The organism is Rhodomicrobium vannielii ATCC 17100, from assembly GCF_000166055.1.
Lineage (GTDB): Bacteria > Pseudomonadota > Alphaproteobacteria > Rhizobiales > Rhodomicrobiaceae > Rhodomicrobium > Rhodomicrobium vannielii.
On record NC_014664.1, the window covers coordinates 1 to 22,088 of the forward strand.

Genomic DNA, 22,088 nt, shown 5'->3' on the forward strand with positions numbered 1-22,088 from the left:
TAATGATTTCAAATGCTTAGCACTTAGCGTGCGAAAGCACCCGTCGCGCTGGGCTGAATGCGCTTATGCGATCGACGAAAATCAGCAACCAATGCGGGAGCCGCCAACAGGCAGCCCCGCATTTTTTGTGTCGACGCAGAAGTAAACGAATCGTTAACGATTCCAGTCGCTTGCGAGCCATTTTGCGCTTGGACGGGGCGCTCCAAATGCAACCTTGGCGTGTGCATTTGGAGCTTGGGCAGAGGGGGAGCCCACTTGCGCCGGAGCGCCAGCCTTTGTATTGTTGGATCTCCGAACGGGGGTTGTTCCCCTCCTGAAAGTGTAACCTTGTAATGCGTACCGAGCTTAGCCAGGTGGAGTGGCCTCCACGGGTGAAGCGCGATGTCCATGATCAGGCAATGGATAGTCGGTGCGCGCCGGATTCTGTCCGGATTCGTGTTCACCTTCTGTCCGCAAGGCATTGGGCGGGAGGAAGACGTATGCGAAGTGAATGCATCGCGGCACTGCCGCAATCGGTATGTGTATATGCGTGGAAATTGCCGGTGACGCGCCATATGCGACCGGTTCTCTCGGATCATGCGCACGGACTCGTGTCGCGGCCTCGCAGCCGCCACCGCGTCGAAGCCTTGAAGGCCGAGCACCCTTCCCTTCCCTGGAAGGCCTATGTTGCGTCGAGGGAGTTTCAAAACCTGGCTTCCGATCTTGCCGACGCGGTCTTTGCGCCCGCGATGGCCAGCCATCCTTCCCAGCATAAGCCGGATCGTCCTTCCAGCCTGATCTCACGACGGCGCCCCGGAAAAGCGGCGAGGCCGCATCGTTTTCTGACACCGGTCACTTCCGGCCGTCAGGACGCTTTGCTCGATATTGACGACGGCCGGGCGCTTGCCTTCGCGGCGTAGCGCGTATTTTCCAAGGCCGAACAAACATATCCGATGAAACGCTGAGGCCCCGAGCGGGCCGCGAGGATGTTGAAATGGAAGCCCTGAATCTCTCGACAACCTCTTCGATCGAACAGACGTCGATCGAACACAAATGGCGGCGTATACAAAGCCGCCTGCGCGCCGAACTCGGCGAAGACGTCTTTACGAGCTGGTTCGGCCGCGTCGAGTTGGACTCCTGCGATGGACGCGTGGTGCAGGTTTCTGTTCCGACTAAGTTTTTGCGCAACTGGCTGCAATCTCATTATTCCGACAAGCTGCTCGCCTGCTGCGGGACCGAACTGAACGGTGTGAATCGCCTCGAATTCCGCGTTCGCCAGCCCCATCTCGCGCCGGTCGAGAAGAAGGCGTCGCCGACTGCGTCCATTGCGGAGTCGACCACGCCCAAGGCGCAGACCACCCCTTCCTCCACCGTTCCGCTTCGCGTCATCAGCACGCCTGTCCGCGACGGCCGCACAGGGCTCGAAGGTTTCGAGGGGTCGCCGCTCGACCCGCGTTACACCTTCCAGTCCTTCGTCGTCGGCTCGCCGAACCGCCTCGCGCACGCCGCGGCGTTTCAGGTCGCCGAAAGCACTCCCGAACAGCCCCTGAAGTACAATCCGCTGTACATTCATGCGCGCGTCGGCATGGGCAAAACGCACCTTCTCCATGCCATCGCGTGGGAAATGAAAGCGCGCAATCCGAATGCCAAGGTGCTCTACCTCACCGCCGAGCGCTTCATGTACAGCTTCGCCGAAGCGCTTCAGACGCGCGATGCGCCCGCGTTCAAGGAAAAGCTGCGTACCATCGACCTCCTCATCATCGACGATATGGAATTCCTGCAAGGGCGCACCTTCCAGCAGGAATTCTGCCACACGCTGAATTCGCTCATCGACGGCGGCAAGCAGGTGGTTGTCGCGGCGGACTGTGCACCCTTGCTGCTGGAAAGCTTTGACGCGCGGATGCGCTCGCGCCTGTCCGGCGGCCTCGTCGCGGAGATGTCGGCGCTCGACTTCGACCTGCGGCTTAAGATCTTGCAGCGCCGCGCGGCGGAGAAGATTTCGCTCTCGCGCGGGTTTGAAGTGCCCGGCGATGTGCTCGAATATCTTGCAACGCAGCTCACCGAAAATGGCCGCGAACTCGAAGGCGCGATCACGCGCTTGCACGCGACTTGGCAGCTCACCGGTGAAAAAGTGACGGTGGATGCAGCCGAAAATACCATCGGCGATCTGATCCGCTCGAAGGAGCCGAAACGCGTCAAGATCGACGACATTCTCCGCATCGTCGCGAAGCATTACGGCGTTCAGCGCGGGGATCTGCTGTCCAGCCGCCGCAACCAGTCCATCGTGCGGCCGCGCCAGATCGGCATGTATCTCGCGAAGACGCTTACCTCTCGCTCGCTGCCGGAAATCGGCCGTCGTTTCGGTGGCCGCGACCACACGACCGTGCTGCACGCGATTCGCAAGATCGAGTCGCTGAAACAAGCGGATGGCGTCCTGAAGGACGAACTCGATTCGCTTTCTCGCATGCTGAAGGACGGCAACGTCTGACGAGCCGCTCGGGCTGCGCTTGACTCTTCGTTGCCGCAGCCTTCAAATGCTTGCCTAACAAGGAGAACACCGCTTCAGCGGGGGTAGTTTTTAATGCGCTTTGTTGTCGATCGGAACGCAATGCTCCGCGCGCTGGGGCATATCACGGGAATCGTCGAGCGGCGGAACACCATACCGATCCTGAGCAACATCCTGATCGGTGCGGATCGCGATGGAGGGCTCACGTTCAAGGCGACCGACCTCGACATGGAGGCAGTCGAAGCGGTGCCTGCTAAGGTCGAGGTGACGGGCGCGGTGACGGTGCCTGCGCATACGCTGCACGATATTGTTCGGAAACTCCCTGACGGCGCGGAAATCCGTATCGAGCGCAAGGGCGAGGAGGGGCGCCTCAAGGTGGCCACCGGGCGCGCGAGCTTCGAACTGGCGATCCTGCCCGCCGATGACTTCCCCGACATGGGGCAGACCGAACTGCCGACACGCTTCACCGTCGACAGCGGCGAGCTCAAGCGTCTGTTCGAGAAGGCGCGCTTCGCCATCTCTACCGAAGAGACGCGCTATTACCTGAATGGCATCTATCTCCACGCGGTCGATGGCCCGGAGGGCGGGAAGCTCCGCGCGGTGGCGACAGACGGTCATCGTCTTGCGCAGGTGGAAACGGCATGCCCTGCCGGCGCGGGCGGAATGCCCGGCGTGATCGTTCCCCGCAAGGCGGTCGGCGAAGTGATCAAGTTGCTCGAGTCGGGCGCCGCGCCGGTCGAGGTGACGCTGTCGCCAGCGAAAATTCGCTTCGCTGTGGGTGACGTTGTGCTCACATCGAAGCTCATCGATGGCTCATTCCCCGATTATGCCCGCGTCATACCAACAACGAACAAGAAGCTCCTGTTGCTCGAAAACGCAGATCTCGTGAAGGCGGTCGACCGCGTGTCGACCCTCTCCTCCGAGAAGGGCAGGGCGGTGAAGCTCAATGCGGCCGAGGGACGCCTCGTCGTCTCGGCGAACAATCCCGAATCAGGCTCGGCGACCGAGGAGATTTCGGCCGAGTATCAAGACGAACCGCTCGAAATCGGCTTCAACGCCCGCTATTTGCTCGATATCACCGGCCAGATCGACGGGACGAAAGCGCTGTTCAAGCTTGCGGATGGCTCCTCGCCAACGCTGATTTCGGACGAGACGGACGCGTCTGCTCTGTATGTGCTCATGCCGATGCGCGTTTGAGCGAAAGGAAGCCGATCGTCGCACCAGTACATGGATAAAACTCTTCAGCGATTGATGTCGCGTGGCTTAGGCGTCGTTATCGCATGTCACGCTCGTCGGCGCGGGATGGCCAGAGGATAGGCTTCGGGTTTTTGCTTTGACGCGTCCCCACTTCGCGCGAAAACTTGGTACAGCGTCGCCCAACACGACGCTGTAAGTTTTCGTTGTCGATCAGCCTCTCTTCGTCACTCGATTCAAGACTGGCTATCTAGTCGTTTATTCCAGCATGTGCATTCCGTTTTCAGCAGGATTGCAAGCATGTTCACTAGCAAGTTTGGTCGGGCGCGCGCTGAAAGGGACAATCGACGAGAGCATTAATCGAACGCTCCAAGTTCCTATCAGAGCATGACCCGCAAAGCCGGCGTCCGATTTTGCGGGTCACTGATCGAATTCAAGCCGACTGCCCGCGCCAAGCGCACTGGCGCCACCGCACGGACTCCGATGCCCGCAACCGACCGAATCGCCATCGCCAAGCTGACGCTCACCGACTTCCGCAATTACAGGGCGGTGACGCTCGTAACCGGACTCGGCCCCGTTGTGCTCGCCGGGGCGAATGGCGCGGGCAAGACGAACTGCCTCGAAGCTGTGTCGCTGCTGACGGCCGGGCGCGGGCTTCGCTCGTTGCCATTCCCCGAGCTTGCGCGAAGCGGAGGCTCGGGCGGCTGGGCCGTCGCTGCCGAGCTTGGCGTGGCGGGTGAGGACATGCATATCGGCACCGGCATCCAACTCCCGCCAGATGGGATGCTCACGCCACGTGCGGCGCGCACCGTCAAGATCGACCACGCGCTTGCGAAGGGCTCCGGCGCGCTGGTGCGCATCCGCATGCTGTGGCTCACGCCCTCGATGGACGGCCTGTTCACAGGCCCGGCAGCCGAGCGCCGCCGCTTCCTCGACCGGCTCGTGTTGAGCCTCGACCCCGGCTATGGCGCGGCCGCCTCCGCTTTCGAGCGCGCGATGCGGCAGCGCAACAAGGCGCTCGAAGAGTTCGATTCGCCGCCGATGCTGACCGCCATCGAAGCGCAGATGGCAGCGGCCGCCGTAGCTATGGCGGTCGCGCGGGCGCGTGCCATTGCGGCGCTTTCCGGCGAGATCGAAGCGGAGCGCAACCGCGATCCGGACTCGCTTTTCCCGTGGGCGGCGCTTACCCTCAACGGCACGCTGGAGGAACAGGCGGCCGCGCTTTCGGAAGACACCATGCGCGACGAACTGCGCGACGGATACGCCCGCGCTCTCGCACAAGGCCGCGACCGGGACCGCGCGGCAGGGCGCACGCTGTCCGGTCCGCATCGCTCTGACCTCGACGTGGCCCACGGGCCGAAGGCGATGCCCGCCAGAATGTGCTCGACGGGCGAGCAGAAGGCGCTGCTCGTCGGGCTCGTGCTGGCGCAGGCGCGGCTCATCAAGCGCGCGGCAGACGGGATTGCGCCTCTGATTTTGCTCGATGAAATCGCCGCGCATCTCGACATCGGCCGCCGCGAGGCGCTGTTTTCGTCTATTGTCGCGCTCAACGCACAGGTGTGGATGACGGGGACGGATCTCGCCACGTTCACTCCCTTGCGAAATGCCACAGAAACGCAGCTTTTCGTTGTTTCAAACGGCACTATAATGCCCGCGAATGATGCAGAACGCGCTGCGAAACACTAAATAAGAGAATGTCTTCGCCGCCCACCGGGCGGCCCAACCAGGTGCATTGATGGAAGCAGCAAGACGCAGGGACGCTGAGGTGGAAGCCTATGGCGCGGAGAGCATCAAGGTTCTCAAGGGCCTCGATGCGGTGCGCAAGCGCCCCGGCATGTATATCGGCGACACGGACGACGGCTCGGGCCTCCACCACATGGTCTACGAGGTGGTGGACAACGCCATCGACGAGGCGCTAGGCGGTTATGCGGATTATGTGTCGGTCACGCTGAACGCCGATGGCTCGGTCACAGTGGAAGACAACGGACGCGGCATTCCGACGGAAATCCATTCGCAGGAAGGCGTTTCCGCCGCCGAAGTCATCATGACGCAGCTCCATGCGGGCGGCAAGTTCGACCAGAATTCCTACAAGGTGTCGGGCGGTCTGCATGGCGTGGGCGTGTCGGTGGTGAATGCACTGTCGACGCGGCTTGAACTCACGATCTGGCGGAGCGGCCATGAGCATTTCATGGCGTTCGCGGACGGCGTTCCGGTCGAACCGCTGAAGATCGTCGGCCCGGCGCCGGATCTTCGCGGCACTCGCGTGACCTTCACGCCAAGTCCGGCGACGTTCACGATGGTGGACTTCGACTACGCGACGCTTGAATTCCGCCTGCGCGAACTCGCATTCCTGAATTCCGGCGTCTACATCAGGCTGAACGATCTGCGCGGCGTCGAGCCGGTCAAGAGTGAATTCAAGTATGAGGGCGGCCTCAAAGCCTTCGTGGAATATCTCGACCGCGCGAGAACGCCCCTTTTTCCGGTGCCGGTTTTCGTCAGGGCGGACCGCGAGGGTGTCGCCGTGGAGGCCGCGCTTTGGTGGAACGACGGCTACCACGAGAACGTGCTCTGCTTCACGAACAACATCCCGCAGCGCGATGGCGGTACACATTTGGCCGGCTTCCGCGCGGCGCTCACGCGAACCATCAACACCTACGCCGCAGCAACCGGCGTGGCGAAGAGGGAAAAAGTTCAGCTCACCGGCGACGACGCACGCGAAGGCCTGACCTGCGTGCTGTCGGTGAAGGTGGCGGACCCGAAGTTCTCCAGCCAGACGAAAGACAAGCTCGTTTCGTCCGAGGTGCGCCCCGCCGTTGAAAGCATCATGACGGACATCCTCGGCACATGGTTCGAGGAGCATCCGGTTGAAGGCAAGCTGATCCTGCTCAAGGTGGCGGAAGCGGCGGCGGCGCGCGAGGCGGCCCGGAAGGCGCGCGAGCTCACGCGCCGCAAGGGCGTTCTCGACGTGGCGAACCTGCCCGGCAAGCTCGCAGACTGCCAGGAGCGAGATCCCGCGAAATCGGAAGTGTTTCTCGTCGAGGGCGACAGCGCAGGTGGCTCGGCCAAGCAGGGTCGAGACCGTTCCAATCAGGCCGTGCTGCCTCTCCGCGGCAAGATCCTCAACGTGGAGCGCGCGCGCTTCGACAAGATGCTGTCGAGCCAGGAAATCGGCACGCTCATCACGGCGCTTGGCACCGGCATCGGCCGCGACGACTTCGACATCGCGAAGTTGCGCTATCACCGCATCATTATCATGACCGACGCCGACGTCGACGGCGCCCATATCCGCACGCTGTTGCTTACGTTCTTCTATCGGCAAATGCCGCAACTCATCGAGTCAGGGCATATCTACATCGCTCAGCCGCCGCTGTATAAGGTGAAGCGCGGCAGCTCCGAGAATTATCTCAAGGATCAGCGCGCCTTCGAGGACTTCCTGATCGACGGCGGACTGGAAGGCTCGGTGTTTGTGAACGACAATGGCGAGCGCCGCTCGGGCCGCGACCTGCGTCAGGCCGTGGAGCGTGCACGATCCTTCAGCCATGTGCTCGACGGGATGCATATGCGCTATTCGCGCGCCGTAGTGGAGCAGGCCGCCATCGCGGGCCTCCTCAATCCGAAGCTTCTCGATGACGACGAGGAGGAGGCCGGGCGGCTCGCCGACAAGGTGGTCGAGCGGATGAAGGCGTTGTCCGAGGAGGCTGAGCAAGGCTGGTCGTGGAGTCGCGGTGTCGATCGCGGCTTCGTGTTCGAGCGCGAGGTGAGAAGCGTCCGCGAGGCGCACGCCATCGATAGCGCGTTGTCGCATTCGGCCGACGCCCGCAAGCTGCACACCTACCACCCGGAATTGGCGGAGCTTTTCTCAGGCAAGACGGTGCTGGAGCGCAAGGGCACGGAAACGCCGTTGCATGGGCCGCGCGATCTATTGAACGCCGTGTTTGCCGCAGGGCGCGCGGGCGTGACCATGCAGCGCTACAAAGGCCTCGGGGAGATGAACCCGGAGCAGCTCCGCGAGACGACGCTCGATCCGAATGTGCGCACGCTCCTTCAGGTGAAGCTCGGCGAGCTGGCGGACGCGGACGAGATTTTCGCCAAGCTCATGGGCGATGTGGTGGAACCGCGCCGCGACTTCATCCAGCAGAACGCGTTGTCGGTGTCGAATCTGGATATCTGATAGGAAGGGATACAATCGGCGCCCGGGGTTTTTGTGCGACGCACCAAAACCCCGCCGATGATTGTTGCACCGCAACATGAATTGCGTTAATGTCACGGATAAGATATATTCGACGCAGAGGGCGACCGTCATGTTTCCGTTTCTTGCATTCGCGCCGGCAGGGCAGACGCAGTCTCGCCCGGCTTCATCTGGTGCGTCGATCAATTACTTCGCGGCGCCATGGGCAACTGCTCCGCTGCCAAAACCCGAGCCCGCCCGCCCGCGCGACTTCGGCGATTTTTACGTCGACTTCCTGCGTGAGGCGATTTCGTTCTGGGCGCGGCATTACGAAACGCTGGGCAATCGCTCGCATCTTCTGTTCACGCAGATAGCCGCCGCGCTTGCATTTGAACGTGCCGCGCGCGAAACCTCTGCCGCCGTCACACAGGCTTATGCCGCATTCGGACTTAAGCCGCCTCCGTCCGCCATCCCGCAATGGTCGCAGCCGCAGTTGCTAGCGCCGCTGACAAGCTTCGCACCGCTGAGTTCCTTCGCGCCGGGCACAGCTTTGGCCCCATGGGCGGCGTTCAATCCTTGGCTGAATCCCGCGCTCGCCCAAAACGCCTTCAATCCTTGGGGAGCCGTGGCGGAGAGCTTCAACGTCTGGACGAAGGTCTGGCAGCCCGCAACTCCGAAAAATGCGCCTGCACCGCAAACTAATGCCGCGCTCGTGCCCGCGAAGCCATTCACGGCAAACGTGACGGCGCCGGGCGGTTTCAACTGGGCTTTTTCTTTCGGGGTTTAGGGCGTTATCGCGCGCCCCACTAGATCGCAGATCGAACATCAGACGCGACAGGCACCTGATATGCGCTTTTACCGATCGATTCGACGCGTCTGATCGGGTCACGCTCCGAGAAGCACTCCGGCCACTTACCGCTGGATTTCGTCGCCGCAGGCGTGTTGGTCACCCTAGCGGCAGGCATCCGTGACCATTGATTGAAGCCACGCCAGCGCTACACAATGTTTTCCAGTTTCCGAGGCATCGCTTTCGAAGGGCCCGGCACGCGCGGGACACGACGCCTCTTCGCCGGTCAAGCCGTCAGCAGGCACGCGTCGCGGATCGCCGCGATGTTCTTCGCATATTCGCCCCCTTTGAACACCGCCGAGCCAGCCACGAGCGCGGTCGCGCCTGCCTGAACCAGCAGCGGCGCGGTTTCGGGCGTCACGCCGCCGTCCACTTCAAGCGCGATGGGTCGGCCCTGGATCATCGCCGCGATGCGCCGGACCTTCTCCACCTGCGACGGCAGGAACGCCTGTCCGCCGAAGCCGGGGTTGACGCTCATCACGAGCACGAGGTCGATCTTGTCGAGCACATATTCGATGACGCTTTCCGGCGTGGACGGATTGAGCGAGACGCCCGCCTTCTTGCCGAGGGAGCGGATCACCTGAAGCGAGCGGTCGAGATGCGGCCCCGCCTCCGCATGCACAGTGATGATGTCGGAGCCGGCTTTCGCGAACGCTTCGAGATACGGATCGGCTGGCGCGATCATCAGATGCACGTCGAGCAGCTTCTTCGTCCACGGGCGAATACATTCCACCAAGCGCGGGCCAAATGTGATGTTCGGCACAAAATGGCCGTCCATCACGTCCACATGAACCCAGTCGGCGCCCGCTTCGTCGATGGCGCGTACTTCTTCGCCGAAGCGGGCGAAGTCTGCGGAAAGGATGGACGGCGCGATGAGCGGGAGCGAGGACATGGGCGTATCCTGTTGTTTCGTTATTGGTTCTGGCTTTCGGCCGCGACCTTGAAGACGCGGCTTGCAAGGATGTCTTCGGCGGTTATTTCCGAAAGCTGGTTGGCGGTCAACGCCCCGCCCGTGTGCGCGAACAGCCGGTTCGCCTGACGGAGCCGAGCGCGGTCCAGCGCGTTGCGAATCGAACGCGCATTCGAAAAGTGCGGCTGCTGGCGGCGCTTCTCGATATAGTCGGCGAGCGCAACCTTTGCTTCCGGCGACAGATAATAATTCTGGTGATCCAGCATCTTGTCCGCGATTTCAAGCAACTCGCCGTCCGAATAGTCCGGGAAGTCGATGTGATGGGCTATGCGGCTGCGGAAGCCGGGATTCGCCGTGAAGAACTTGTCCATGCGGTCGGAGTAGCCTGCGAGGATCACGACGAGGTCTTCGCGCTGGTTTTCCATCACCTGAAGCAGGATTTCGATGGATTCCTGGCCGTAATCGCGCTCGTTCTCCGGGCGATAAAGGTAATACGCTTCATCGATGAACAGCACGCCGCCCATCGCCTTCTTCAGCACTTCCTTCGTTTTCGGCGCGGTGTGGCCGATATACTGGCCGACGAGGTCGTCGCGCGTCACGGAGACGAGCTGGCCGCGCCGCACATAGCCGAGGCGGTGCAGGATGTTCGCCATGCGCATGGCCACGGTCGTCTTGCCGGTGCCGGGATTGCCGGTGAAGCTCATATGCAGCGTCGGTGCTTCATTGACGAGACCGAGGCGCTTCCGCGCGCGCTCAACCAGAAGCAGCGCCGCGATTTCGCGCAGGCGCGTCTTGACCGGCTTAAGCCCGATCAGTTCGCGGTCGAGCTGGTCGAGCACCTCGCCGACGCCCGATTCTTCATAGTCGCGGCGCAGGTCGATCGTCTCGTTCGCCGCCGCATTTTCGTTCTGTTCCGCCGTCACGCTCACGTCTTCCTCCATGGGCCGACACGCCCGCACTAGCGATTGGTGCCATTCCGCCCATCCCTCAAGAATGGTGACGATGGCCGTATTTCAATCCGCAAAGGAAAGACATGGCCGGTTTTCCAGCCATGTCCACGTTTCCATGTCCGCTATGTTCCGCGCGATGCTTACGAATAGCGCTGGCCCGAGGGCTTCACCGTCGCGTAGGGGCGCGTGGTGTAGCGGATATTGCGGCCGTCGACTTCCTGCCGCTCAAGGTCGAAGCCGGGCTCTTCGGCGGGGCGATCCACGATGAACGACATGCGGAGCGATTCCCAGCCATGCGTCGCGTCGAATGCCGAGATGCGGATGTAGTAACGCCCGCTATAGACCTTGCGGCAGGCCTGAAGCTCGGAGACTACCGCCGCGGCGTCCTTGATGTCGAACATCGGCAGGCCCCACATTTCCCAATAGGAGTTGCGGGGATGCGGGTCGTCGGTGAACTCGATGTTCACGGCCCAGCCCTTTTCGATGGCGTACTGCACCTGTTTCGCGATCTGCTCGTCCGTCAGATCGGGCAGGAAGGAAAACTGTCCTTGGGTGATGCGCATTAGGTTTCCTCGGTATTCTGCTCTCCGCGTGCGGAGGCCTGAGTGAAATTCGAAGGATGGCCGGGGCGACCCCGGCCTTGGCACTCGCTGGCTTAGGAAGCGGTCGGCGTCGGCACGAAGTCCGGCGTGTCCGTGGACGTGTAGTCGAACGTCACGTCCCCCCATGTATCGAGCGCCTGCCTCAGCGGCGTGCAGGTCTTCGCGGCGTCCTTCAGGATCTGCGGGCCTTCGGCGAGATAGTCGCGGCCTTCGTTGCGCGCGAAGATCATCGCTTCGAGCGCTACGCGGTTCGCGGTCGCGCCAGCCTGGATGCCGTAGGGGTGGCCGATGGTGCCGCCGCCGAACTGAAGCACCACGTCCTCGCCCAGATAGTGGATGAGCTGATGCATCTGGCCTGCGTGGATACCGCCGGAAGCCACCGGCATCACCTTGCCGAGCGAAGCCCACGGCTGGTCGAAGAACACGCCGTGCTCAAGGTTCTGCGGCACGAAGTCTTCGCGCAGGATGTCGTAGTAACCGGCGGTGGTCAGCGGATCGCCTTCGAGCTTGCCGACGACGGTGCCCGCGTGGATATGGTCGACGCCCGCGAGACGCATCCACTTGGAGATGACGCGGAAGGAAACGCCGTGGCTCTTCTGGCGCGTGTAGGTCGAGTGGCCCGCGCGGTGCAGGTGAAGCAGCATGTTGTTGTCGCGCGCCCACTTCGAAATCGACTGGATCGCGACATAGCCGATCACGAGGTCGATCATCACGATGCAGGAGCCAAGTTCCTTCGCGTACTCGGCGCGCTTGTACATCTCTTCCATCGTGCCGGCGGTGATGTTGAGGTACGAGCCCTTGATCTCGCCCGTCTCCGCCTGCGCCTTGTTCACGGCTTCCATGCAGTACAGGAAGCGTTCGCGCCAATGCATGAAGGGCTGCGAGTTGATGTTCTCGTCGTCCTTCGTGAAGTCGAGGCCGCCCTTGAGCGCCTCATAGACCACGCGGCCGTAGTTGCGGCCTGAAAGGCCGAGCTTCGGCTTCACGGTCGCGCCGAGCAGCGGGCGGCCGAACTTGTCGAGGCGCTCACGTTCCACGATGATACCGGCCGGCGGGCCGTCGAACGTCTTCACATAGGCGACGGGCAACCGCATGTCTTCGAGGCGCAGCGCCTTCAACGGCTTGAAGCCGAACACGTTGCCGATAATCGACGCCGTGAGGTTCGAGATGGAGCCGCCCTCGAAAAGGTCGAGGTCGTAGGCGATGTAGGCGAAGTAGGAGCCGGGCGCGTTCGGCACCGGATCGACGCGGTAACATTTCGCGCGGTACTTCTCCGACGCGGTGAGGCGGTCGGTCCACACCACGGTCCATGTGGCGGTCGAGCTTTCGCCAGCCACAGCGGCGGACGCCTCGATCGGGTCCACGCCATCTTGCGGCGTAACCCGGAAGAGCGCGATGAGATCGGTCTCTTTCGGCTGATAGTCGGGCTCCCAATACCCCATCTTCTTGTAGGACATTACGCCCGCCTTGTAGCGGTCCTCACCCTTAACCGTTTCAGATTTGTCACTCATGGGTGTCACCTTCCTTGTATCTACACTTTGTTTAGTGGTGGTCGGGAACTTCCCGGCCACGCCTCAAGCGACGAGTTTTTTTGCGGCGGCGATAACGGCTTCCACCGTGATGCCGAATTCCTTGTAGACCTGCGGCGCCGGGCCTGACGCGCCGAATCCGTTCATGCCGACGAACGCACCCTTGTCGCCGATCCAGCGATCCCAGCCGAAGCGGCCCGCCGCCTCGATGGCGATGCGCGGCGCGGTGCCGAGCACTTCCGCGCGGTAGGCTTCCGGCTGTGCCTCGAACAGTTCGAAGCACGGCATCGACACGACGACGGTTTTCACGCCCTCGGCGTTCAACTGCTCGGCTGCGGAAACCGCGAGTTCGATTTCCGATCCCGTGGCGATGAGCGTCACGTCGCGCGGGGCTTTGGCGTCGCCGCGGAGAACATATGCGCCCTTTGCGGTAAGGTTTTCGCTCGAAGCTTCCGTGCGAACGGTCGGGAGGTTCTGCCGCGACAGCGCCAGCACCGAAGGCGTATGCTTCGATGCAAGCGCGATCTCGTAGGCTTCGGCCGTCTCGACGATGTCCGCAGGGCGGAACACGTTGACGTTCGGCAGCGCGCGAAGGCTCGCGAGGTGTTCGATCGGCTGATGCGTCGGTCCGTCCTCGCCGACGCCGATGGAGTCATGCGTCAGCACGTAGAGGACGCGAAGGCCCATCAGCGCGGAAAGCCGGATCGAGCCGCGCAGGTAGTCGGAGAACACGAGGAACGTTCCGCCATAGGGCACGAAGCCGCCATGCAGCGCGATGCCGTTCATGGCCGCGCCCATTATGTGCTCGCGGATGCCGTAATGGAGGTAGCGGCCCGTGAAGTCATCGGGCGTGATCGACTTCATGCCCCTGGTGATGGTGTAATTCGAGTGCGTGAGGTCGGCCGAGCCGCCGATGGTCATGTCGGTGGCGTCGTTGATGACCTGAAGCGCCATCTCCGACGATTTGCGCGTCGCGAGCTTCGGCTTCTCCGCCACGTTTTTCGCGATGAAAGCGTCGAGCGCTTCCTTCACGCTCGCGGGCAATTCGCCCTCGATCATCCGCTCGAAATGGGCGCGCTCGTCCGCGGTGAGCTGCGACAGGCGCTCATGCCAGGCGGCATGTTCGGCCTTGCCACGCGTGCCCGCCGCACGCCACGTCGAAAGGATCGGCTCCGGCACCTCGAACGGCGCGTAGGGCCAGCCGAGGAATTCGCGCGCGGCGGCGATTTCGTCCTTGCCGAGCGGCGCGCCGTGCGTCTTCTCCGAGCCCTGCTTGTTCGGCGCGCCGAAACCGATGATGGTCTTGCACGCGATGAGCGTCGGCTTGTCGCTCGTCTTCGCCTTGGCGATGGCGGCTTCGACTTCGGCGGCGTTGTGGCCATCGACGCGGACGGCGTTCCAGCCCGCCGCCTCGAAGCGCTTCACCTGATCCGTGGAGGTGGAGAGGCTTGTCGAGCCGTCGATGGAGATCGAGTTGTCGTCCCAGAGAACGATCAGCTTGTTGAGCTTCAGGTGGCCCGCGAGGTCGATGGCCTCATGGCTGATGCCTTCCATCAGACAGCCGTCGCCCACGATGGCATAGGTGTGGTGATCCACAACCTTGTCGCCGAACCGCGCCCCGAGCAGCCGCTCCGCGATGGCCATGCCGACGGCGGTGCTGATGCCTTGGCCGAGCGGCCCGGTCGTCGTCTCGACGCCCTGCGTGTGGCCATATTCGGGATGCCCCGGCGTCTTCGAGTGAAGCTGACGGAACTTCTTCACTTCCTCGATGGTCACATCCGGTGAGCCGGTGAGATAAAGGAGCGAATAAAGCAGCATCGAGCCGTGGCCGGCCGACAGCACGAAGCGGTCGCGGTCGGGCCATTTCGGCGCGCTCGCGTCGAATTTCAGGAACTTCGTGAACAGCACGGCGGCGACGTCCGCCATACCCATCGGCATGCCGGGATGGCCGGAATTGGCTGCTTCAACCGCGTCCATGGACAGCGCGCGGATGGCGTTTGCGAGGTCGCGTTGCGACGGATTGGAAACGGGAGTTGTCATTTTGGTCTTTCTTCTGTTCGCGGCGTTCGGAGCGCTCAGGACGAGCGCCGCTTGAGATCGACGAGCCGGTGGATCATCGGCGTAAGGATAAGCTGCATCGCGAGGTCGAGCTTCCCCCCTGGAATGACGATGGAATTCGCCCGGCTCATGAAACTGTCCTGGATCATGGTCTTGAGATACGCGAAGTCAATCCCGCGCGGATCCTTGAAGCGGATCACAACGAGCGATTCGTCGGGTGTCGGAATCCACCGGGCAACGAACGGGTTCGACGTGTCGACCGTAGGCACGCGCTGAAAGTTGATGTCCGTTTCGGAGAATTGCGGCGTGATGTAGTGCACATAATCGGGCATGCGGCGAAGGATCGTCTTCGTCACATCTTCAGGTGTATAGCCGCGCATCTTGTTATCCCGATGCATCTTCTGGATCCACTCCAGATTGATGACCGGTACGACGCCGATCTTCAGATCAGCGTGCTTCGCGATGTTGATACCCTGTTCCTTGAGCATAACCGCGCCGTGAAGACCCTCATAGAAGAGGATGTCGCTGCCCTCGGGCAGATCCTGCCACTCCGTGAAGGTGCCGGCGGGCACTCCGAATTTCTCGGCCTCGACGGCGTCGTGAACGTAATGGCGCGTCTTGCCCGTTCCCGTGGCGCCGTAAGAGCGAAAGGTTTCCTCAAGCTCCTTCAGGAGGTTCGCATCCGGGCCGAAATGGCTCAGATGACGGTTGCCGCGCGCTTCCTCCTCGGCCATCGCCTTCTTCATGGAGGCGCGGTCGTAGAGGTGGTACGCGTCGCCCTCGATGAAAGCCGGCTGGATGCCTTCGCGGCGGAAAATCTGCTCGAACGTGTGCTTGACCGTGGATGTGCCAGCGCCCGACGACCCGGTGACGGAAATGATGGGGAATTTGGAAGACATATTCGTGACCTACCGAACCGAGCTGAAGAGGCCGCGCTGAGAAAACAGGGGGGAGTGTTCGCCCGTCGCCGGGGGCTGATTGTAATAATAGGCGACTTCCTCGACCTCTTTCTTCGAGCCGAAGACCAGCGGCACGTGCTGGTGCAGCGAGATCGGTTCGAGATCGAGTATGCGCGTCTTGCCCTGCGTGCAGGCACCGCCTGCCTGTTCGATGAGCATGCCGATCGGGTTCGCTTCGTAGAGGAGACGCAGGCGGCCGTTGGTGTAGCCCTTGCGGATGTCGGCCGGGTAGAGATAGATGCCGCCGCGCGTCAGGATGCGGAAGCCGTCGGCCACGAGCGAGCCGAGCCAGCGCATGTTGAAATCCTTCTTGCGCGGGCCGTCCTTGCCGAGCTTGCAGTCGACGATGTAGGACTTCATCTTGTCGTCCCAATGCCGGAAATTGGACGAGTTGATCGCGTATTCCTTCGTCTCGACCGGGATCTGCACGTTCGCCTTGCCGAGCACGAATTCGCCGGTGCGCGGGTCGAGCCAGAAAATATGCGTTCCCTGTCCGACCGTCAGCACGATGGCTGTTTGCGGACCGTAGACGATGTAGCCCGCGCAAAGCTGGTTGCGACCGGGCTGGAGCAGCGCCGCCTGCTCCTTGTTGGGCAGGATCGAAAAGATCGTACCGATCGACATGTTGGTGTCGATGTTCGACGAGCCGTCGAGCGGATCGGTATTGACCGCGAGCGGAGCGCCCGCGTTGAGAGCGACCGCCTTCTCGTCTTCCTCGGACCCGAGCCAGGCAACCGGCGACGCCTTCAGCGCATCGGTGACGATCTTGTTGGAGAGGAAATCGAGTTCCTTCTGCGTATCGCCGCCGCCGCCTTCGCCGCGCGCGCTTGCCATATCGCCCGCCAGCGGCCCGAGCGCGATGATTTTCGCGATCTCGATACCGGCTTTCGCAAGATTTTCAACCGTCTCGGCGACAGCGCGCTTCTGCGCGTCCTCTGCAGCCCATTCGGCCAAATGCTCACGCAGACTTGCATGAACGCCCATCCGCAATTCCTCCCTGTCGGTCATTGACACGTTATTATTCTTATCTCATCACTGGTGAGTGACCGACTGTTTTTTGAGCACGATTTTTGCGACTATGTGCAGGACATCGCAGAAAGTAAATTTTAATTTATTTTCCCTTTGATTAACTTTTTCTAACGGTCTATCTTGTTTGAGTGAAAAACATAACGCTGAAGCATTTCCGGGTTTTGTCCGCCGTCACGAAAATGGGCTCGATGGCCGGTGCCGCGCGGAGCCTTCACGTTACCCCCCCTGCAATCACGGTGCAAATCCAGCAACTTGAACAGGCGGTCGGGTTGCCGCTGCTCGAACGCATCGGCGACAAGACTACCGCGACCAGCGCCGGGCAGATCATGCTGAGAACCGCGCAGCGGATCGAACTTCTTCTCGCCGAGTGCCGTCAGGAAGTGGAGCAGTTGAAAGGTGTGGCAGGCGGTCACGTGTCGGCTGGCGTCGTCAGTACCGCAAAATATTTCGCGCCGAAAGCGCTTGCGGCGTTTCGTCAGCGTCATCCGGGCGTCGAGGTCCGGCTCGCCGTCGGCAACCGGCAGGAAACGATTCGCGCACTTCGCGATCTGGAACTCGACATCGCCCTCATGGGCCGTCCGCCGGAAAATCTCGACCTGCAAAGCGCCAGCCTCGGTCCGCACCCGCATATCATCGTCGCTGCGGCGACGCACCCGCTCGCGGGCCAGAAAATCTCCATTACCGATCTCACCAACGAGACCTTCTTCATCCGCGAGCCCGGCTCCGGCACGCGCATCCTGATGGAGCGCCTGTTCGAAGAGGCGCGCTTCGATCCCATCGTTGGCATGGAAATCGGCTCGAACGAGACGATCAAGCAGGCGGTGATTGCGGGGCTCGGTATTGCGTTCATCTCGGCGCACACGGTGGCGGTCGAAATTGCCGATGGGCGGCTCGTGATGCTCGACGTCGCGGGGCTGCCCATGATGCGGCAATGGTACGTCGTGCGGCTGAAGGAGAAGGCGGTCATGCCCGCCGCGCAGGTGATGTGGGCCTTTCTCGCCTCCGAGGGGCACAGCTTCCTGCCGCAACCGATCGCGGAATGGAAATCCACACTCTGAAAGCAACGACCGGGATGCAAATGCGCGCCCGACGAGGCATCCTCTCACGATAACTTCGCGAGGACGCCATCATGACGCTTGCCGCTCGGCCCGCTTTCGACCGCGCCCTATGGGAGAGCGACTGCTGGGCCAGGCTTGAGCAGCGCCAGGCTGACGCGGACCGCGCGTTCGTTTATGGCGTCGTCTCCACCGGCATCTATTGCCGCCCCGGTTGCCCGTCGCGCCTGCCTCGCCGCGAGAACGTTCGCTTTTTCGCCGATGCGGCTGCAGCGCGGCGCGCCGGGTTCCGTGCCTGCCTGCGCTGCGATCCCGATGGCGCATCGCGGGCGGAACGCGAGGCGGCGCTTGTGGCGAAGGCGGTCGCCCTGATCGAGAGCGCGGAAGGGCGCCCCGCCTTCGACGCCATCGCGCGAAGCTGCGGCATGAGCCGCCACCATTTCCACCGCATGTTCAAGGCCGCTACCAGCATGACGCCGGGCAGCTATTTCGCCGCGATCAAGAAGCGCCGCGCGCTCGATTCGCTGGGGCAGGGGGAAAGCGTCACGACGGCCATTGCTGCGGCAGGCTACGGCTCGCCCAGCCGCTTTTACGAGGGCGTCGCGGATCTCGGCGCGCGGCCGCGCGCGCTGTCGAGAGGCGGCGCGGGCGAACACATCCGCTTCACGGTCGCGGCGTGCTCGCTCGGCTTCGTGCTCGTCGCGGCGACGCAAAAAGGCATCTGCGCCATCGAACTGGGCGACGGCGCGGACGCGCTGGCTGCGGATTTCCGGCGGCGTTTCGCAAGAGCCTGCCTCGCCGAGGACGCAGCGTTCTCGCAGGCGGTGGCGGATGTCGTGACGCTCGTCGAGGAACCTTCGCGCGCCTTCGCGCTGCCGCTCGATGTTCGCGGCACTGTTTTTCAGGAAAAGATCTGGCGCCTGTTGCGAGAAATTCCGCCGGGCGAAACGATGACGTACGGGGAACTTGCCGCCAAGGCTGGCTGTCCGTCTGCCGTCCGGGCCGTGGCGCGGGCCTGCGCGTCGAACGCCATCGCCGTTGCGATCCCGTGTCATCGCGTCGTCGGCAAGGGGGGCACCCTGACCGGGTATCGCTGGGGCGTGGAGCGCAAGGCCGCGCTCCTGAAGCGCGAGGGCCGTTAACGCGCGCGGCCGCGATTGCCTTTTCTGCGCACGCAGACTTTATAAGGACGCATGCGCTCGTGATCGGCGCAGCGGTGAACCGAGTGAGCAATCATGGCTTTCCTTTTCCGCCCCGCCGAAAAGATCGACCCCCGCTTCGTTGAAGGAGACGGCCGTCTCGACGCTGCCCGCGCGCTTTATCCCGATGCGCCGACGCCGTGGCTCGATCTGTCGCGCGCCGCAGCGCCGTGGCCATATCCCGCACCCAACCTCGCCGCCGACGATTTCGCGCGGGGCATCGACATGCACGCCATCGCCGCGCTTGCCGCACTCGCCGCCAAAGCGTACCGCGCGCCGCAATCGGTGGAGGTCGTGCCGCTGCCGGGCGCGGATGCGGGGCTTCGCCTTCTGCCGTGGCTTTACCGTTCGCCGAAGCGCGTGGCGTTTCTCGCGCCCGCCGATGCCGGCCTTCGCGCTGCATGGGAAGCGGCGGGGCATTCGACCTCGGAAATTGCCTCGCTCGACGCGGTCGGCAAGGCGGACATTCTCATCGTGGACAATCCGGGCCACGCGGACGGCCGTCTTGCCCCGCACGCTGACCTCGCCGCCGTGCTGCCTGCGCTGAAGCGCCGCGATGGGTTGCTCGTCATCGATGAAACGCTCGCCGACGCGGACGAAAGCGCTTCGATCCTGGCGTCAGTCGCGCGGCTCGATTCAACGATCGTGCTGCGCTCCGCGAACGCGCTCCACGGCGCGGGCGGCATTCCGCTCGGCTTCGCGATCACCTCGCATCCCATTGCGGCTCGGTTTCGCGCGGCGTTCGGGGCGAATGCGGTTTCGGCGCAGGCTGCGGCGTTCGGCCGGGCGGCGCTGGCGGATGCCGGTTTCGCGGCCGAGCAACGCGCGCGGCTCGCGGACATGGGCGGCAAACTCGAAGCCGCGCTCACGCAGGCGGGCCTTCGCATCACCGGCGGAACCGCGCTGTTCCGGCTGGCGGGCACCGATTTGCCGCATTCGCTGTTCGACAGTCTCGCCCGCGCGGGCATCCTCGCGCGCCCGTTCCCGAAGCTCAACGCGCTGCGTTTCTCGCTGCCGAAAGATGACGCGGACCTCGCGCGCCTTCAGGCGGCGCTTGCGTCTGCGTAAACGGCGACGCCTCCCGCGCAGCGATGATCGCACCGCCGTATAACGCCGCGCCTTGTATCGATGCGCCTTGAAAACATATAAACATATCTTTATAAGCGCGTGATCGGCGAAAAACAGGCTCGCGGGCAAATCGGCATATGGGCAGTTTCGATGACATCGTGGGGATGCTGCGCGCGGCGGGCGAGCCGACGCGTCTGCGCATCCTGCGGCTGCTCCAGCATGGCGAGTTCAACGTCACCGACCTGACGCAGCTTCTCGGTCAGAGCCAGCCGCGCGTGAGCCGCCATATCAAGCTCCTCGACGATGCCGCGCTGATCGAGCGTTATCAGGAAGGTAGCTTCGTATTCGTGCGCGCCAGCGGCGACGCGCATGTGCAGGGATTCCTCGCCTCGGCGCTGTCGATGGTTGCGCCCGACGATCCGCAATTCGCGCGCGATGCCGAACGCGCCGACCAGATCCGCGCGCGCCGCGCCGAACTCGCGCAGGGCTATTTCGACGCCAACGCCGTGCAATGGGATCGCATCCGCTCGCTGCATGTGCCAGAGCCGGATGTCGAAGCTGCGATCCTCGACGCGCTCGGCCCCGGCCCCTACGAACTGTTGCTCGATCTCGGGACGGGCACGGGCCGCATTCTCGAACTCGCATCGGATCGCGCAGAGCGCCTTGTCGGCATCGACACCAACCGCGAAATGCTGAAATGCGCGCGCGTGCGCCTCGAAAGCGCGGGCGCCACGAAATGCAGCGTGAGGCAAGGCGATATCTATAATCTGCCCTTCGCCGAAGGCAGCGCGGGCGCGGTTGTCGTGCATCAGGTGTTGCACTTCCTCGCCTGGCCGAAGACGGCGCTCGCAGAAGCCGTGCGCGTGCTGGAGCCGGACGGCCGCCTCGTCGTGGTGGACTTCGCGCCGCATAATCTCGAATTTCTGCGCGAGGAGCACGCCCATGTGCGGCTCGGCTTCGGCGCGGATGAAATAAAGGGCTGGCTCGCGGAATGCGGGCTTGGTCAAACCGCCTATCGCGAACTCAAGGCCAACGATGCCAGAGAGAATGCGCTGACGGTGGCAATATGGTCTGGCAAAAAGAAAGGCGCAGCAGCGCAAAAGTGGAGGGCGGCTTCGTGACGGAAGCAGGAACGCAAAGACGGGCGCACGCGCCGATTTCGGTGAGCTTCGAGTTTTTCCCACCGAAGACCGACGCGATGGAGGCGTCTCTCTGGCAGGCGATCCGCAAGCTTGAGCCGCTCGCGCCCGAATTCGTATCGGTAACGTACGGTGCCGGGGGGTCCACGCGAGAGCGCACGCATTCGACCGTATCGCGCATCCTCGCCGAGACGTCGCTGAAGCCCGCCGCGCATCTCACCTGCGTCGCGGCGACGAAGGACGAAGTTGATGCTGTCGTGCGCGACTACTGGGACGTAGGCGTGCGGCATATCGTGGCGTTGCGCGGCGATCCGCCGGCGGGGGCGGGCACGGCCTATGCGGCCCATCCGGGCGGCTACCAGTCGAGCGCGGATCTCGTTGCGGGGCTGAAGACCATCGGCGATTTCGAGGTGTCGGTTTCGGCCTACCCGGAGAAGCACCCGGAGTCCGGGTCGTTCGATGTCGATCTCGACGTGCTTCAGGCCAAGGTGGACGCGGGCGCCACGCGCGCAATCACGCAGTTCTTCTTCGACAACGATCATTACTGGCGCTATCTCGACCGCGTCCGCGCGCGCGGCATCAACATTCCCATCGTGCCCGGACAGATCCCGATCCACAATTTCAAGCAGATCGCGGGCTTCGCGGCGCGTTGCGGGGCCACCATGCCTGCTTCCACTGGCGCCCGCTTCGAGGGGCTTGCGGATGACCCCGAAACCACGCAGCTTGTCGCGGCTGCTGTCGCGGCCGAGCAGGTGCGGGATCTCGTCAAGGGCGGCGTGACGGAGTTCCACTTCTACACGCTGAACCGCGCGCCGCTCGTCAACGCCATCTGCCACACGCTCGGCATCAAGCCGCATGCTCCCGCCGCTTCCGCCGTCAACGCATAAGGCCGTCCC

The 22,088-nt window shown here is 63.1% G+C and carries 18 protein-coding genes; 11 read left to right on the forward strand and 7 right to left on the reverse strand.

Annotation, left to right across the window (positions count from 1 at the left end):
• Positions 1-554 precede the first annotated feature (554 nt).
• From RVAN_RS00005 to RVAN_RS00030, 6 genes are all read left to right on the forward strand, one after another.
• The gene (locus RVAN_RS00005; protein ID WP_041787113.1) at positions 555-899 is read left to right on the forward strand and encodes a hypothetical protein; all 345 of its coding nucleotides are present in this window, start codon (positions 555-557) and stop codon (positions 897-899) included.
• 74 nt (positions 900-973) lie between these two features.
• A complete protein-coding gene (gene dnaA, locus RVAN_RS00010) occupies positions 974-2,467 on the forward strand; it encodes a chromosomal replication initiator protein DnaA (RefSeq protein ID WP_013417700.1) in 1,494 nt (497 codons plus the stop codon).
• 93 nt (positions 2,468-2,560) lie between these two features.
• Entirely contained in the window at positions 2,561-3,682 is a 1,122-nt protein-coding gene (gene dnaN, locus RVAN_RS00015; RefSeq protein ID WP_013417701.1) for a DNA polymerase III subunit beta, read from the forward strand.
• Positions 3,683-4,162: 480 nt separating this feature from the next.
• Positions 4,163-5,365 carry a DNA replication/repair protein RecF gene (recF, locus tag RVAN_RS00020; RefSeq protein ID WP_013417702.1) on the forward strand — a complete coding sequence of 401 codons (1,203 nt, stop codon included), beginning with the start codon at positions 4,163-4,165 and terminating at the stop codon, positions 5,363-5,365.
• Positions 5,366-5,414: 49 nt separating this feature from the next.
• A complete protein-coding gene (gene gyrB / locus RVAN_RS00025; RefSeq protein ID WP_013417703.1) occupies positions 5,415-7,850 on the forward strand; it encodes a DNA topoisomerase (ATP-hydrolyzing) subunit B in 2,436 nt (811 codons plus the stop codon).
• Positions 7,851-7,980: 130 nt separating this feature from the next.
• Positions 7,981-8,634 carry a hypothetical protein gene (locus RVAN_RS00030; RefSeq protein ID WP_013417704.1) on the forward strand — a complete coding sequence of 218 codons (654 nt, stop codon included), beginning with the start codon at positions 7,981-7,983 and terminating at the stop codon, positions 8,632-8,634.
• Between the two features lie 286 nt (positions 8,635-8,920).
• On the opposite strand, the gene rpe is transcribed toward RVAN_RS00030, so the two are convergent.
• The 7 genes from rpe to RVAN_RS00065 form a co-directional block, all read right to left on the reverse strand.
• Complete coding sequence (rpe, locus tag RVAN_RS00035) at positions 8,921-9,586, reverse strand: ribulose-phosphate 3-epimerase (protein WP_013417705.1); 666 nt, start codon at positions 9,584-9,586, stop codon at positions 8,921-8,923.
• Positions 9,587-9,606: 20 nt separating this feature from the next.
• Positions 9,607-10,545, reverse strand: a complete 939-nt coding sequence (gene cbbX, locus RVAN_RS00040; RefSeq protein ID WP_049779147.1) for a CbbX protein — start codon at positions 10,543-10,545, stop codon at positions 9,607-9,609.
• 149 nt (positions 10,546-10,694) lie between these two features.
• Positions 10,695-11,117: a ribulose bisphosphate carboxylase small subunit gene (locus tag RVAN_RS00045; RefSeq protein ID WP_013417707.1), complete on the reverse strand. Its 423-nt coding sequence runs from the start codon at positions 11,115-11,117 to the stop codon at positions 10,695-10,697.
• 92 nt (positions 11,118-11,209) lie between these two features.
• Positions 11,210-12,667: a form I ribulose bisphosphate carboxylase large subunit gene (locus RVAN_RS00050; RefSeq protein ID WP_013417708.1), complete on the reverse strand. Its 1,458-nt coding sequence runs from the start codon at positions 12,665-12,667 to the stop codon at positions 11,210-11,212.
• 63 nt (positions 12,668-12,730) lie between these two features.
• A complete protein-coding gene (tkt, locus tag RVAN_RS00055; RefSeq protein ID WP_013417709.1) occupies positions 12,731-14,725 on the reverse strand; it encodes a transketolase in 1,995 nt (664 codons plus the stop codon).
• A gap of 35 nt (positions 14,726-14,760) precedes the next feature.
• Positions 14,761-15,642, reverse strand: coding sequence for a phosphoribulokinase (locus RVAN_RS00060; RefSeq protein ID WP_013417710.1), 882 nt, complete (start codon positions 15,640-15,642; stop codon positions 14,761-14,763).
• 9 nt (positions 15,643-15,651) lie between these two features.
• The gene (locus tag RVAN_RS00065; RefSeq protein WP_013417711.1) at positions 15,652-16,686 is read right to left on the reverse strand and encodes a class 1 fructose-bisphosphatase; all 1,035 of its coding nucleotides are present in this window, start codon (positions 16,684-16,686) and stop codon (positions 15,652-15,654) included.
• A 173-nt stretch (positions 16,687-16,859) separates the two neighbouring features.
• Here RVAN_RS00065 and RVAN_RS00070 point away from each other — a divergent pair, with 173 nt between their 5' ends.
• From RVAN_RS00070 to metF, 5 genes are all read left to right on the forward strand, one after another.
• Positions 16,860-17,789 carry a LysR family transcriptional regulator gene (locus RVAN_RS00070; protein WP_013417712.1) on the forward strand — a complete coding sequence of 310 codons (930 nt, stop codon included), beginning with the start codon at positions 16,860-16,862 and terminating at the stop codon, positions 17,787-17,789.
• Positions 17,790-17,860: 71 nt separating this feature from the next.
• A complete protein-coding gene (ada, locus tag RVAN_RS00075) occupies positions 17,861-18,928 on the forward strand; it encodes a bifunctional DNA-binding transcriptional regulator/O6-methylguanine-DNA methyltransferase Ada (protein WP_013417713.1) in 1,068 nt (355 codons plus the stop codon).
• A gap of 93 nt (positions 18,929-19,021) precedes the next feature.
• The gene (locus RVAN_RS00080) at positions 19,022-20,053 is read left to right on the forward strand and encodes an aminotransferase class I/II-fold pyridoxal phosphate-dependent enzyme (protein ID WP_013417714.1); all 1,032 of its coding nucleotides are present in this window, start codon (positions 19,022-19,024) and stop codon (positions 20,051-20,053) included.
• 137 nt (positions 20,054-20,190) lie between these two features.
• Positions 20,191-21,174 carry an ArsR/SmtB family transcription factor gene (locus RVAN_RS00085; RefSeq protein WP_013417715.1) on the forward strand — a complete coding sequence of 328 codons (984 nt, stop codon included), beginning with the start codon at positions 20,191-20,193 and terminating at the stop codon, positions 21,172-21,174.
• Positions 21,171-22,079 (forward strand): methylenetetrahydrofolate reductase [NAD(P)H], encoded by a 909-nt coding sequence (gene metF, locus RVAN_RS00090; RefSeq protein WP_013417716.1) that lies wholly within the window; start codon positions 21,171-21,173, stop codon positions 22,077-22,079. Before RVAN_RS00085 ends, metF begins: the two co-directional genes overlap by 4 nt.
• Positions 22,080-22,088 lie beyond the last annotated feature (9 nt).

Coding starts and splice junctions, on each gene's coding strand:
- RVAN_RS00005 (WP_041787113.1), top strand. CDS start 555: ATGCGACCGGTTCTCTCGGATCATGCGCACGGACTCGTGTCGCGGCCT.
- dnaA (WP_013417700.1), top strand. CDS start 974: ATGGAAGCCCTGAATCTCTCGACAACCTCTTCGATCGAACAGACGTCG.
- dnaN (WP_013417701.1), top strand. CDS start 2,561: ATGCGCTTTGTTGTCGATCGGAACGCAATGCTCCGCGCGCTGGGGCAT.
- recF (WP_013417702.1), top strand. CDS start 4,163: ATGCCCGCAACCGACCGAATCGCCATCGCCAAGCTGACGCTCACCGAC.
- gyrB (WP_013417703.1), top strand. CDS start 5,415: ATGGAAGCAGCAAGACGCAGGGACGCTGAGGTGGAAGCCTATGGCGCG.
- RVAN_RS00030 (WP_013417704.1), top strand. CDS start 7,981: ATGTTTCCGTTTCTTGCATTCGCGCCGGCAGGGCAGACGCAGTCTCGC.
- rpe (WP_013417705.1), bottom strand. CDS start 9,586: ATGTCCTCGCTCCCGCTCATCGCGCCGTCCATCCTTTCCGCAGACTTC.
- cbbX (WP_049779147.1), bottom strand. CDS start 10,545: ATGGAGGAAGACGTGAGCGTGACGGCGGAACAGAACGAAAATGCGGCG.
- RVAN_RS00045 (WP_013417707.1), bottom strand. CDS start 11,117: ATGCGCATCACCCAAGGACAGTTTTCCTTCCTGCCCGATCTGACGGAC.
- RVAN_RS00050 (WP_013417708.1), bottom strand. CDS start 12,667: ATGAGTGACAAATCTGAAACGGTTAAGGGTGAGGACCGCTACAAGGCG.
- tkt (WP_013417709.1), bottom strand. CDS start 14,725: ATGACAACTCCCGTTTCCAATCCGTCGCAACGCGACCTCGCAAACGCC.
- RVAN_RS00060 (WP_013417710.1), bottom strand. CDS start 15,642: ATGTCTTCCAAATTCCCCATCATTTCCGTCACCGGGTCGTCGGGCGCT.
- RVAN_RS00065 (WP_013417711.1), bottom strand. CDS start 16,686: ATGGGCGTTCATGCAAGTCTGCGTGAGCATTTGGCCGAATGGGCTGCA.
- ada (WP_013417713.1), top strand. CDS start 17,861: ATGACGCTTGCCGCTCGGCCCGCTTTCGACCGCGCCCTATGGGAGAGC.
- RVAN_RS00080 (WP_013417714.1), top strand. CDS start 19,022: ATGGCTTTCCTTTTCCGCCCCGCCGAAAAGATCGACCCCCGCTTCGTT.
- RVAN_RS00085 (WP_013417715.1), top strand. CDS start 20,191: ATGGGCAGTTTCGATGACATCGTGGGGATGCTGCGCGCGGCGGGCGAG.